The organism is Kitasatospora sp. NPDC094015 (genome assembly GCF_040304075.1).
GTDB lineage: Bacteria > Actinomycetota > Actinomycetes > Streptomycetales > Streptomycetaceae > Kitasatospora.
The window spans coordinates 217,192-229,531 of record NZ_JBEOUL010000003.1 but is presented as its reverse complement, the minus strand read 5'-3'; the positions used below and the strand labels follow the sequence as shown (position 1 = coordinate 229,531).

Annotated in this window: 9 protein-coding genes; 3 read left to right on the top strand and 6 right to left on the bottom strand. The window is 74.7% G+C overall.

Features of this window, described 5'->3' with window-relative positions; all coding sequences use genetic code 11:
• The first annotated feature begins 132 nt into the window (after positions 1-132).
• Positions 133-2,709: a bifunctional FO biosynthesis protein CofGH gene (locus ABT014_RS05315; protein ID WP_350637294.1), complete on the top strand. Its 2,577-nt coding sequence runs from the start codon at positions 133-135 to the stop codon at positions 2,707-2,709.
• Between the two features lie 39 nt (positions 2,710-2,748).
• Here ABT014_RS05315 and ABT014_RS05310 read toward each other — a convergent pair whose 3' ends face one another.
• Both ABT014_RS05310 and ABT014_RS05305 read right to left on the bottom strand, forming a co-directional pair.
• Positions 2,749-3,639: a hypothetical protein gene (locus tag ABT014_RS05310; RefSeq protein WP_350637293.1), complete on the bottom strand. Its 891-nt coding sequence runs from the start codon at positions 3,637-3,639 to the stop codon at positions 2,749-2,751.
• A gap of 259 nt (positions 3,640-3,898) precedes the next feature.
• Positions 3,899-4,999 (bottom strand): tyrosine-protein phosphatase, encoded by a 1,101-nt coding sequence (locus tag ABT014_RS05305; protein ID WP_350637292.1) that lies wholly within the window; start codon positions 4,997-4,999, stop codon positions 3,899-3,901.
• Between the two features lie 164 nt (positions 5,000-5,163).
• Between ABT014_RS05305 and ABT014_RS05300 the strand changes: the two genes are divergently transcribed.
• On the top strand, positions 5,164-6,261 hold the full coding sequence (locus tag ABT014_RS05300; protein ID WP_350637291.1) for an ADP-ribosylglycohydrolase family protein: 1,098 nt from the start codon (positions 5,164-5,166) through the stop codon (positions 6,259-6,261).
• Positions 6,262-6,352: 91 nt separating this feature from the next.
• Here the strand turns inward: ABT014_RS05300 and ABT014_RS05295 are convergent, their stop codons facing one another.
• From ABT014_RS05295 to ABT014_RS05285, 3 genes are all read right to left on the bottom strand, one after another.
• Complete coding sequence (locus tag ABT014_RS05295) at positions 6,353-6,562, bottom strand: DUF397 domain-containing protein (RefSeq protein ID WP_350637290.1); 210 nt, start codon at positions 6,560-6,562, stop codon at positions 6,353-6,355.
• Entirely contained in the window at positions 6,559-7,419 is an 861-nt protein-coding gene (locus tag ABT014_RS05290; RefSeq protein WP_350637289.1) for a helix-turn-helix domain-containing protein, read from the bottom strand. The genes ABT014_RS05295 and ABT014_RS05290 overlap by 4 nt, the downstream gene beginning before the upstream one ends.
• A 482-nt stretch (positions 7,420-7,901) precedes the next feature.
• The gene (locus ABT014_RS05285; RefSeq protein ID WP_350637288.1) at positions 7,902-8,609 is read right to left on the bottom strand and encodes a GOLPH3/VPS74 family protein; all 708 of its coding nucleotides are present in this window, start codon (positions 8,607-8,609) and stop codon (positions 7,902-7,904) included.
• 309 nt (positions 8,610-8,918) lie between these two features.
• On the opposite strand from ABT014_RS05285, the gene ABT014_RS05280 reads away from it, so the two are divergent.
• A complete protein-coding gene (locus tag ABT014_RS05280) occupies positions 8,919-11,033 on the top strand; it encodes a D-alanyl-D-alanine carboxypeptidase (protein WP_350637287.1) in 2,115 nt (704 codons plus the stop codon).
• A gap of 130 nt (positions 11,034-11,163) precedes the next feature.
• On the opposite strand, the gene ABT014_RS05275 is transcribed toward ABT014_RS05280, so the two are convergent.
• The gene (locus ABT014_RS05275; RefSeq protein ID WP_350637286.1) at positions 11,164-12,258 is read right to left on the bottom strand and encodes a YhjD/YihY/BrkB family envelope integrity protein; all 1,095 of its coding nucleotides are present in this window, start codon (positions 12,256-12,258) and stop codon (positions 11,164-11,166) included.
• Positions 12,259-12,340: the final 82 nt, after the last annotated feature.

The following is a 12,340-nucleotide window of genomic DNA, read 5'->3' as shown; positions in this document are numbered from 1 at the left end:
TAGAGGCGCGCCGCCGCCGGCGGGCATCGCCCCACAGGGCCAGATCGGTGTACGCCAGATGGATAACGTAACCCTGAGTCCGGGTCAGGGTCGTGTCCTCCTGCGGTCCGACCACTCGCGTATCGTCACCCCATGGACGCAACGGACGCCCCCCGCCCCACCGCCAACTCGATGCGCCGGGCGCTGCGCCGGGCCAGGGACGGTGTCGCGCTGGACCGGGCCGAGGCCGCCGTGCTGCTCCAGGCGCGCGGCGCCGACCTGCGGGAGCTGTCCGCCGCCGCCGCCCGGGTCCGGGACGCGGGCCTGGCCGAGGCCGGCCGGCCCGGGGTGATCACGTACTCCCGGAAGGTCTTCGTGCCGCTCACCCGGCTGTGCCGGGACCGCTGCCACTACTGCACCTTCGTCACCGTCCCGGGCAAGCTCAAGCGGGCCGGCCACGGCATGTTCCTCTCCCCGGACGAGGTGCTGGAGATCGCCCGTCAGGGCGCCGCGCTGGGCTGCAAGGAGGCCCTGTTCACCCTGGGCGACCGGCCGGAGGACCGCTGGCCCGAGGCCCGCGAGTGGCTGGACGCGCACGGCTACGACGACACGCTCGCGTACGTCCGGGCGATGGCGGTCCGGGTGCTGGAGGAGACCGGACTGCTGCCGCACCTCAACCCCGGGGTGCTGAGCTGGACCGACTTCCAGCGGCTGAAGCCGGTCGCGCCGTCGATGGGCATGATGCTGGAGACCACCGCCACCCGGCTCTGGTCCGAGCCCGGCGGCCCGCACCACGGCTCGCCGGACAAGGAGCCCGCGGTGCGGCTGCGGGTGCTCCAGGACGCCGGGCGCAGCTCGGTGCCGTTCACCACCGGGGTGCTGATCGGGATCGGTGAGAGCTACGAGGAGCGCGCCGACGCGCTGTTCGAGATCCGCCGGGTCGCCCGGCAGTACCACGGGATCCAGGAAGTCATCGTGCAGAACTTCCGGGCCAAGCCGGACACCGCGATGCGGGCGATGCCGGACGCCGAGCTGTCCGAGCTGGCCGCCGCGATCGCGGTCACCCGGCTGGTGCTCGGGCCGTCCGCCCGGATCCAGGCGCCGCCGAACCTGGTGGACGAGGAGTACCCGCTGATCATCGGGGCGGGCATCGACGACTGGGGCGGCGTCTCGCCGCTCACCCCGGACCACGTCAACCCGGAGCGGCCCTGGCCGCACATCGAGCAGCTGGCGGCCCGGACCGCCGCCGAAGGCTTCGAGCTGCGCGAGCGGCTCACCGTGCACCCCGAGTACCTGCTGCGCGGCGAGCCGTGGCTGGACCCGCGGATCCTGCCGCACGTCCGGGCGCTGGCCGACCCGGTCACCGGGCTGGCCCGGGAGGGCGTGCTCCCGGTCGGCCTGCCCTGGCAGGAGCCGGAGCACCCGCAGACCTCCACCGGCCGCACCGACCTGCACCGCACCATCGACACCGAGGGGCGCACCGGCGACCGCCGGGCCGATTTCGAGGACGTCTACGGCGACTGGGAGGCGCTGCGCGAGCAGGTCGCCGCGAGCGCGCCGGAGCGGCTGCCCGGTGACCTGCGGACGGCGCTGGCGGTCGCCGCGGACGACCCGACCCGGCTGACCGACGACCAGGCGCTCGCCCTGCTGCACGCCGACGGCCCGGCCCTGGACGCGCTCTGCCGGATCGCCGACGACCTGCGCCGCTCGGTGGTCGGCGAGGAGGTCACCTACTGCGTCACCCGGAACATCAACTTCACCAACGTCTGCTACACCGGCTGCCGGTTCTGCGCCTTCGCGCAGCGCCGCACCGACGCCGACGCGTACACCCTCTCGCTCGAACAGGTCGCCGAACGCGCCGCGCAGGCCTGGGAGGTGGGGGCCACCGAGGTCTGCATGCAGGGCGGCATCCACACCGACCTGCCCGGCACGGCGTACTTCGACATCGCCCGCGCGGTGAAGGCCAGGGTGCCGGGCATCCACGTGCACGCCTTCTCGCCGATGGAGGTGGTCAACGGCGCGACCAGGACCGGCCTGTCGATCCGGGACTGGCTCCAGCAGGCCAAGGAGGCCGGCCTGGACAGCATCCCGGGCACCGCCGCCGAGATCCTGGACGACGAGGTCCGCTGGGTGCTGACCAAGGGCAAGCTGCCGGCCGCGACCTGGGTGGAGGTCGTCTCCACCGCGCACGAGCTGGGCATCCGCTCCTCGTCCACGATGATGTACGGCCACGTGGACACCCCGGCGCACTGGCTCGGCCACCTGCGGCTGCTGGCCCGGATCCAGCAGCGCACCGGCGGCTTCACCGAGTTCGTCACGCTGCCGTTCATCCACACCAACGCGCCGGTCTACCTGGCGGGGATCGCCCGGCCGGGGCCGACCGCCCGGGACAACCGCGCGGTGATGGCGATGGCCCGGCTGCTGCTGCACCCGCACATCACCAACATCCAGACCAGCTGGGTCAAGCTGGGCGCCGAGGGCGCGGCCGAGATGCTCCGCTCCGGCGCCAACGACCTGGGCGGCACCCTGATGGAGGAGACCATCTCGCGGATGGCCGGGTCGGCGTACGGCAGTTACAAGTCGGTCCGGGACCTGGAGGCGATCGCCGAGGCGGCCGGCCGGCCGCACCGGCAGCGCACCACCACCTACGGCGAGGTGCCCGCCGAGCGCCGCGCCGCCGCGCTGGCCTCCGACGGCCACCTGCCCCAGCTGCTGCCGGTGCTGGACTGACCCGGGCGGGCCGGGACCGTCCGGCGGGCCGGCCCCGGCTCAGGACTTCGCGAGGTACAGCACGTCGAAGGTGAGCACGCCCGCGTCGCCGGTGCCGCGCCCGGCGGTGTTGCCGGTGATCGTCATCAGCGCGTCGGAGCGCCCGCTGAACACGCAGACCCGGGTGCCGGGGTCGAAGCCCTGCGGGGCGAACCCGGAGGTCGGGCTGAACCGGCCCTGGCCGAGGCAGGCGGCGTGGGTGGCGGGCTGCCCGGCGGGCAGGAAGGCCGCCGACTGGCCCTTGAACGCGACCTGTTCGTGGCCGTCCTGGCCTTTCCCGTACCAGCCGAAGGTGGTGTAGGGGCTCCAGTCGGTGGTGTCCGGCTGGGGGTCGGGGTTGCCGAGGTCGATGGTGCCGTTCTGCTGGAGCGCGGTGTGGAAGCCGCCGGACCACTCCCCGGCCGGGACGGGGGTCGGCGAGGGGGCGGCTGAGACGGCCGGTCGGGTGCTCCCCTCGGCGTCCTGGCCCGGCTGCGGACCGGGCGCGGTGCCGGCCGTGGCAGCGGGGGTGCGGCCGGGCACGGCGCAGCACGGCGGGAGCGGGGGCGCGCCGGACGGGTCGCCGCCGCCCGCCGGGGCGGAGCCGGGCCCCGCCGCCGGGGTGGTCCCGCCGGCCCCCGGGGCCGGGGCCGGGGCGGCGCCGGTGGCGGGTGCGGAGGGCGCGGGCCCGGAGGCGCTCGGCCGGGCCGTGCTGCCGTCGCCGCCTCGGCCCCCGCCGCCGGTCGCGGCGAGCAGTTTGACGCCGCCCGCCGCGCCCACCAGCAGAACGGCGGCGAGCAGCCAGGAGACCGGCCTCGGCAGCCGGGTGAACAGCGCGGAGAGCCGCAGGTTCAGCTCGCCGACCTGCACCACCTGGCCGTGGAACGTGCCACCGCCGATCGTGGCGTCCACCCGCCTGCCTGTGCCGGTGCCGGCGTCGCCCTCGGTGCGGCGGCCGCGTCGGACCGCCGGTCTGTGCCAGCGCACCTGTGCCCCCCAACTCGCCGGTGGTGGCCGGATCCCTCCCCCGGACCGGTTCTGCCCGCCCGGGGGGTCCGCGCAACCCGGGTCGGCCAGGAAGCTGTGCGACGGCCGCGGCCCGGCCCCCGCGGTGCGCGCGGGGGCCGGGCCGGAGCCGGTACGGGAGGCCGGGTCGGTACGGGGCCGGGGGTCAGCCGACCAGCAGGTCCCGGCGCAGGTCGCGCAGGTCGCCGCGGTCCTGCCGCAGGCCCTTGTCCAGGTAGCGGTCGAAGCTGCCGAACCGGGCCGCGACCTCGTCGAAGCCCGCGTTCAGGTACTCGGGGCGGACGTCCAGCAGCGGCTTGTACAGCGCCTGGTAGGCGGGCGGCAGCTTGGCCAGCACGGCCGCGTTGGCCTCGGCGCGGTAGGTGTTGCTGGCCAGGTAGTCGGCCTCCACGGTGGCGCGCGGCACGCCGAGCGCGGTGAGCAGGGCGGCGCCGGCCCAGCCGGTGCGGTCCTTGCCCGCGGTGCAGTGGAACAGCACCGCGCCGCGGCCCTCGCCCACGGCGTCCAGCACCGAGCGGTACGCCGCCCGGGCGCTGTCGGCGGAGACCATGGTGCGCTCCGCGTCGACCATCGCCTGGACGGCGGCCTGCGGGCTGGTCACGTTGAACGCGCCGGTGTCGGCCACGCCCAGCACGTTGGCGGCGGTCACCGTGGCGCCGGCCGGGATCCGGTCCGGGGCGGCGGTGCGCTCGGCCGGGGTGCGCAGGTCGAAGACCTGGCGGATGCCCAGACGGTGCAGCTTGGCCAGGTCCTCGTCGGTCAGCCGGCTCAGGTCGTCCGAGCGGTAGACCACGCCGAGCTTCACCCAGTGGCCGTCGGCGGTGCGGTAGCCGCCCTCGTCACGGAAGTTGGGGGCCGAAGCGAGGTGCAGCGAGCGGTCGGCGACGGTCAGCGCCTCGCCGCGGTCCGGGACCAGGTCGAAGTACCAGCGGTCGGCGGCCGCGAGGCCCTTGACCGTGACGGTGGCGGAGCCGTTGCCCCGGGCGACCGGGGTGCGGTGGCGGACGTGGTCGCGGTCGGTGCCGGCGTAGACCGTGACGCCCCGGACCCCGGGGGCGGTCCAGGTGAGGGTGAAGCTGCCGTCGGCCTGCTGGGTGGCGGTGGCGGCGGTGAACGGGATCCGGGTGTGCTGGGCCGGCCCGGCGAGGGGGGTGGCCGAGGCCGGTCCGGCGAGGGTGGCGGCGCCGGTGGTCAGGGCGGCGGCGAGGGCTGCGGCGGCGGCCAGCCGGCGGGGGATGGTGGTCATGGGCGGGAACCCTAGGCAGCCCCGGGCCGACCCCGGTGGCCTGCGGATGGCCCGACGGCAACAAAATGTTGAAGAGCTGTCGTTCGAGGCGGAGGGGTGAACCTGCCAACCTCTTCGAATACAGTGCGGTGCGCTCCCTGTCCCGGACGAAAGGCCCCTCCGTGATGCCCCTGTGGTCACGCGCGCAGCAGCAGGACTTCCGCAGCCGGGTGCGGGGCTGCCTGCTCGGCGGTGCGATCGGCGACGCGCTCGGCGCCGGCATCGAGTTCGAGTCGCTGGAGAAGATCGTCGCCGCGCACGGCCCGAAGGGCGTGACCGGCTACGTCCCGGCGTACGGCCGCTCCGGCGCCGTCACCGACGACACCCAGATGACCCTCTACACGGTGGACGGCCTGATCCGGGCCCACGTCAGCCGGGACGGCGGCAACTGGCACCCGCCCACCGACGTGCACCGCGCCTACCTGCGGTGGGCCGCCACCCAGCGCGACTGGGGACCGGACGAGCGCCGCAGCGACCTCGGCTGGCTCGGCCGCGAGGAGTGGCTGTACGCCCAGCGCGCCCCGGGCCAGTCCTGCCTGTCCGGCCTCTCCGGCCCGGACGCCGACCGGCTCGGCACCGTCGACGAGCCGCGCAACCCGCACTCCAAGGGCTGCGGCACCGTGATGCGGGCCGCCCCGTTCGGGCTGCTGACCGCGTGGGAGCCCGGCCTGGTCTTCCAACTGGCCGTCGAGTGCTCGGTGCTGACTCACGGGCACCCCACCGGCTACCTCGCGGCCGGGGCCTTCGCGGTGATCGTGCACGCGGTGGCCCGCGGCGGCACCCTCGAGGAGGGCGTGCACCTCGCCCTCGCCCTGCTCTCCGAGCGGCCCCGGCACGAGGAGGCGACCGCCGCGCTGCGCGGCGCACTGGACGCTGTGCGCGCCGGGGTGCCCTCCCAGGAGCGGGTCGAGGCGCTCGGCGAGGGCTGGGTGGCGGAGGAGGCGCTGGCCATCGGCCTGTACTGCGCGCTGGTGGCGGAGGACGTCAGGTCCGGGTTGCTGCTGGCGGTGAACCACTCCGGCGACAGCGACTCCACCGGCTCGATCTGCGGCAACCTGCTCGGCGCGCTGCACGGGGAGACCGCCCTGCCGCCCGACCTGGTGGCCGGCCTGGAGGGGCGCGGCGCGATCCTGGAGCTGGCCGACGACTTCGTGCTGGAGCTGCTGCACGGGCCGGAACTGCACGGCACCGAGAGCTGGACGGCCCGCTACCCGGTGGGCTGAGCGGGCCTGGTGGGCCGAGCGGGCCCGGTCGGCACGACGCGGTGCCCGCCGCAGGAGGACGGCGGGCACCGGACGGCGCGGACGGACGTGATCAGACCTCGCCGAAGGCGCCGGACCCGGCGGCGGTCGCGAAGGCGCTCCACACCGCGTTCGGGAAGTGCAGCTGCGGGCCCTCCGGGTCCTTGGAGTCACGCACGGCGATCGACACGGAGCTCGGCACGGCGATCTCCACGCATGCGCCGTTGCCACCGCTGTGGCTGCTCTTGCGCCAGGCCAGGTTGCTCGGGGACTGGGTGCTCATGTGGCTCTGAACCTCTCTGCATAGGTGTGCATCAATGACCGGCTCTCCGCGACGCTGAGCGCCGCGGCCCGCAGGTGGTCATAGAGATTGGTATAGCGGCGCACGTCCGCGTCCTTCTCCAGGTAGAGATCGCTCGTCACCCCTTCGAAGTAGACGACCGTCGAATCGGCAGACTCGGGGAACTCCAGCAGGGAGAATGTCCCGGTCATGCCGGGATGGGCGCCGCGCTCGAACGGGATCACCTGCAGGTTGATGTTGGCCCGCTGGCTGAGCGTCAGCAGCTGCTCCAGCTGCGCCGCCATCACCTTGGCGCTGCCGACCGCCCGTCGCAGCACGGCCTCGTCTATGACCACCCAGAGGCTGCCGAGCTGGTCCTCGCCGTAGATCCGGTCCTGCCGCTTCAGCCGGACGTCCACCCGCCGCTTGACCGCCCCGGGGTCGGTGTCGGGCTGGGTGCCGGCCACCACCGCCTCGGCGTACTCCCGGGTCTGGAGCAGGCCGGGGACGAAGGAGGACTCGTACGCCCGGATCGAGGAGGCCTCCGCCTCCAGGCCGATGTAGACGCTGTAGGGGATGTCGCCGAAGTCGTGCCACCAGCCGCGCTGGCGGGACTCCCGGGCCATCTCCATCAGGCCGGCCCGGACCCGTTCGTCCGTCACCTCGTAGACGTCGCACAGGTCGCGGACGTCGCGCTGGCTAATGCTGCGCCGGCCGTTCTCCAGCCGGCTGATCTTCGACTGGGAGACCATCAGGCGGCCGGCCACCTCTTCCGCGGTCATCTGCCGCAGTTCGCGCAGGCGCCGCAGTTCGGCGCCGAGCCTCCGGCGCCGGACTGTGGGATTGACGCTGGTGGACACATCGACCTCCGGCCGGGCCTCTGGCGCGGCCGACGGCCCCGCGCCTCGGAAGAGTGTGGAAATTGGTACCAACCCCCTGATGTGGAGCAGCATGCCATCTCGAATCCGGTCCATGCCGGGAAATCGCATGAGCGCAGTAGAACAGATCATCGGAAAACCGTTCATTCCGGATCTTGGGCCTTGCGCTCCGACGGCGTTTACCGATAAAGGCGTTCGACGTGCGGCGAGTGCCCCGCACCGCGCCGCGGACCGCCTCCGCTCGGCCCGGGCCGCGGGCGGGTACGCCCCGCACGGCCCGACTGTATGCCCTCGCACGGCCCCGGAACCGGGCTCTCGTACGGGTTCGGCCACCGGACCCGCGGAGCGCTCGGCGCCCGCCGCGGTGGTTCGTCCGGGAACGGCGGCGGGGCGGCCCGTCCGGCGAGTGGTGCGCCGGGCGGACCGCCCCGTGAAGTTCCTTGCCGACTAACGGCGTGCGCCGCTCATCGCGCGCCCACCCGTGCGGCCACACCACGCCCCGGCGCCGGTCGCCCGGGCGGACCGGCCGGCGCGCGGTTCTGCTGGACCGGCAAGCCGTTCTGCACGTCCATCACCGCGTGCGCGACCATGCCGCCCAGCGGGTCGTAGCGGATCAGGTCGCGCAGCCGCGACCGTGAGGACCGCCCCTCGTTGCCGGGGTAGAGGTGCTTGCCCAGCCCGACCGAGTGCGCCAGCGCCGCCAGCGCCGCCGTCCTGGGGTCCGGCGGCACGCCGGTCCGGATCGCGGTGTCCAGCCGCTGCTTGATCGCGGCGTTGGTGCAGTCGTCCGACGCCTGGTAGCGCGTCGTCGGCAGCACCCCGCACATCTGGCCCGGCACCGCCGTCACCATGCCGCACCGTTCCAGGTGCGCCAGGTACGTCTGGCGCAGCCCCAGCCGGGGCCCACCGATCCAGTGCGCGGCACGGACCGGACTGCCACGTCGGCGCAGCAGTTCCAGTGCGTGGTCCAGGGTCGGATCACCGGTCGGCCGTGCCATCACCACGGCGATCCGATCTCCGTCCGGGACTATCCGTCCGGCCAGGGACAGCTCCACCAGCTGTGCCCCGGCGAGTCCGAGGTCGAGGGTCTGCGGCTGCGCGGTGGTACCCGTGGCCGGGTCCAGTGCGAGCAGCAACAGCTCCTCGGGAATTGTTCTGCGGCTCCTGCCCATCCAAGCCTCCCCGCGTGGATGAATGACAGAGTGACGCCTCTCACACAGGCTTGTCGAGTACGCCTCCGAATCGTGACCTTGGCCCGGGAACCGCCCAGGAGCTGGGAACCACTGCCGAACACCACGGCGTCTGACCCGGGGAACAGCCCGGGCGGGGACAATAACCGCCGGTCGGGCGGGGTGTGCGCGCCCATACCGCGGTCGGTGCCGGAGACTGTACCGAGAGCGGAGCAGGACGAGAACCTGCGGGAAAAAACAGGTCGAGGGTCGGCCCGGGCAGAGCCGGGCGGACAAGGAGGAAGGGTCACCGTGGGCGAGTCCCCCGACAGAGTGCGCAACGACGGCGAGAACGGGCCGGTCGAGTCCGAACCGACCGGGTCGCAGGCCGGGTCGAGCAGCTCCACGGTGCAGCTGCGGGTCCAGGATGTGGACTCCCGGACGACCGCGCTGCGGCTGCCGGTGGACAACGCCACCACCGCGCTGCGCCTGCCCAAGGAGGTGACGGCGCCGCCCGCGAAGCCCGCGCCGCAGCCGGCCGACCCTCCGGAGCAGGACGGACCGGACGCTGACGAGCCGTCGGCGCAGGAGCCCTCGGCGGACGCGGCCGAGCCGGCCCGCACCCCGGAGTCGGCCGAGCGCCCGGCGGCGGCCGATCCCCGTCTCGCCATGCGGGACGGGCGGGAGCGCGCGGGCGCCGGGCTCAAGGAGTCCCGCCCGGCGGCGGTCGAGCCCGTCGGGCCGGCGGCCGAGGAGGCGACCACCACGCCGATGTCCCGGCCGGAGCGCCCGGCGGGCGCCGGCGCCGCGGCCGAGGCTCCCGCCGGCGAGGCCGAGACCGCTGCCGAGCCCGTCGCCGAGTCTGCGTCCGAGCCGATCGCCGAGCCCGCGAAGCCTGCGGCCGCGAAGCCCGCGGCCGAGCGCGAGCCGGTGGCGGTGCCCGCCGCGCCGCCGCTGCCGCCGACCGTTCCGCAGCCGGCGGCCCGGCCGGCCGCCCCTGCCGCGCCCTCTGCCGCCTCGCCCGCGGCCGCTGCCGCGGCACCCGCCGCCGGCCGCGCTGCCGGCGCACCGCCGGTGCCGCCCGCCCCCGTCGCCGCACCGCCCGCCCCGGCCGCCGCACCGGACCCCGAGCCCTGGCCGGCCCCGGGCCCGGAGAACACCGTCGAGGCGATGGAGGTGCTCGCGGCGCTGAGCCGCCGACCGGTCACCCCGTTCCAGCGGGCGGTCAAGCGCGCCACCATCTGGACGGTCTTCGTGGCGGTGGTGCTCGGCGCCGTGGTCGTCGCCCAGCTGCTGCGCCCGCTGCCGGACCCCAAGGCCAAGCTGAGCCTGCCCGGCGCCTTCACCTTCTCCGGCGACCAGCTCGCCATCCCGTGGCCGGCCAAGGGCCAGGCCGCCGCCGAGGTGGTCGGCGTGGGCAGCCTCGGCAGCTCCGGCCCGGAGACCCCGGCCCCGATCGCCAGCGTCACCAAGGTGATGAACGCCTACCTCATCCTCCAGGCGCACCCGCTGAAGAAGGGTGAGACCGGCCCGGTGCTCACCGTCGACCGGCAGGCCGCGCAGGAGTCCAGCGACGCGGACCAGTCGAAGATCCCGCTCACCGAGGGGCAGCAGCTCAACCAGTACGAGGCGCTGGAGATGCTGATGCTCCCCTCCGCCAACAACGTGGCCCGGCTGCTGGCGCGCTGGGACTCCGGGACGGAGGAGGCCTTCGTCAAGAAGATGAACGACCAGGCCGCCCAGTTGGGGATGACCAACACCACGTACGCCGACCCGGCCGGGTACAACAACGACACCAAGAGCACGGCCAAGGACCAGCTCAAGCTGGCCGAGCAGGTCATGAAGAACGACATCTTCCGGCAGATCGTCGCCGAGCCCGACACCAAGTTCAACAACCAGCGGGTGTTCAACACCAACGAGATCCTCTCCCCGAAGAACGGGGTGATCGGGGTCAAGACCGGCTCCTCCACCCCGGCCGGCTCCTGCCTGATGTGGGCGGCGGTCAAGGACATCGGCGGCACCAAGCGCCTGATCCTCGGCGTCACGCTCGGCCAGCCCGCCACCAAGGAGGAGCCCAGCCTGGTGAAGGCCGCCCAGCCGATCAGCATGAAGATCATCACGGCGGCGCAGAACGGCCTCGCCGGCCAGACCCTGGCCAAGCAGGGCCAGGTGGTCGGCTACGTCGACGACGGTCTCGGCGGCCGTACGCCGGTGGTCGCGGCCAAGGACCTCACGGTGGCCGGCTGGTCCGGCATCACCGCGCACGTCACCCTGGACGCCACCAAGCTCGGCCACACGGCCAAGGCGGGCACCCAGGTCGGCACCGTCTCGGCGGGCGAGGGCGACGGGCGGGTGGAGGTCCCGGTCACCCTCCAGTCCGACCTGGCGCCGCCGTCGATCGCCTCCCGGCTGTTCCGGCTGCTCTGACCGGTACGCCCCCGGGGCCGCGCCCGACGCGCGGCCCCGCCCCGGCCCCGGCCGCCGCGGCTCCTGCCGCAGCGGCCGGGGCTCGGGCGTTCCGGGGCTCGGGCGTTCCCGGGTTCAGGCGTTCCCGGGTTCAGGCGTTCCTGGGCCCGCCCGTGCCGCCGCCCACCGCGTTCCCGGGCCGTCCGGGCCGTCGGGGCCGTCGGGGCCGGCCCCACTCGCCGGGTTCGGTGGGGCTGCCGAGCAGGCGGGCGACGGCCGGCTCCTCGGCGATCACCCGGCCGAGCACCAGCGCGAGGGTGATCCCGGCGAACAGCACGATCAGCCAGGACAGCGAGGTGAACACCACCCCGTACGGGCCGAACTTCTGCACGCTGCGGCTCACCGCCCCCGGTAGGTAGACCTGCGAGGCGACCCCGATCAGGAGCTCGGTCGCCCCGGCGAACACCGCGCCGGGCAGCAGCGGGTACCAGCGCACCCGGTTGCCCAGCAGCAGGTGCTGGGTCCACCACCAGAGCGCGGTGCCGGCCAGGAACGCCAGCGGGACGCCCAGCAGCGGGCCGAGCCCGAAGCCCTTGCGGATCGGCACCTCGAACACCAGGAACACCAGCCACACCGCCAGCCAGACCAGCCACCGCCACACGGCGACCCGGGTGCGGGACTTGGGCAGCTCCCAGCAGCGCTCGCAGACCCGTTGGAGCGCGCGGCTCAGCGCGGTCGCTGACAGCAGGGTGACCACCGCGCCGAGCACGCCGAAGCTCTGGGTCGTGCCGTCCTCGCGGGTGTTCAGCAGCTGGTGCACCTGCTGCTCGGTGGCGCCCTGCAGACCGAGGTGGTCACGGAGCGAGCTGGCCACGCCGTCGCGGACCGTCGCCGGGGCGAACACGGCCACCACGAAGAGCGCGGGCAGCGCGCTGAGGAAGGTCTGGGCGGCCAGCCGGGTCGCGTTGTCCAACAGGTTGACCCGCAGCAGGTGGCCGACCGTCCGGCCGACCATCGGGACCTGCTCGGGGCTGGCGCGGGCGGTCTCGGCGAGCCGGGCGGCGCGTTCGCGGGTCCTGGCCCAGCGGCCACCCGGGGAGGCGGTGGGGGGCGGTGCCGGCTCCGGGGGCACCTGCGGGGTGCCGGCGACGCCGGGGGATGGCTCCGGGGCGCCGGCGGGGCCCGGGACCGGCTCCGGGGCGGCTCCGTCGGGCGTACCGTGACCGCGGCTGGGTGGATCTGTCACGGGACACCTCCCGGGCCGGGTCGATGCTCCATGCTCGCCCCTGACCCGGGGCGCCGCACCCGGACCGGGAGCCGCGTCGGGG

Excerpts from the sequence above, each read along its gene's own strand:
- ABT014_RS05305 (WP_350637292.1), bottom strand. The coding sequence starts at position 4,999 with ATGACCACCATCCCCCGCCGGCTGGCCGCCGCCGCAGCCCTCGCCGCC.
- ABT014_RS05295 (WP_350637290.1), bottom strand. The coding sequence starts at position 6,562 with ATGAGCACCCAGTCCCCGAGCAACCTGGCCTGGCGCAAGAGCAGCCAC.
- ABT014_RS05315 (WP_350637294.1), top strand. The coding sequence starts at position 133 with ATGGACGCAACGGACGCCCCCCGCCCCACCGCCAACTCGATGCGCCGG.
- ABT014_RS05300 (WP_350637291.1), top strand. The coding sequence starts at position 5,164 with ATGCCCCTGTGGTCACGCGCGCAGCAGCAGGACTTCCGCAGCCGGGTG.
- ABT014_RS05285 (WP_350637288.1), bottom strand. The coding sequence starts at position 8,609 with ATGGGCAGGAGCCGCAGAACAATTCCCGAGGAGCTGTTGCTGCTCGCA.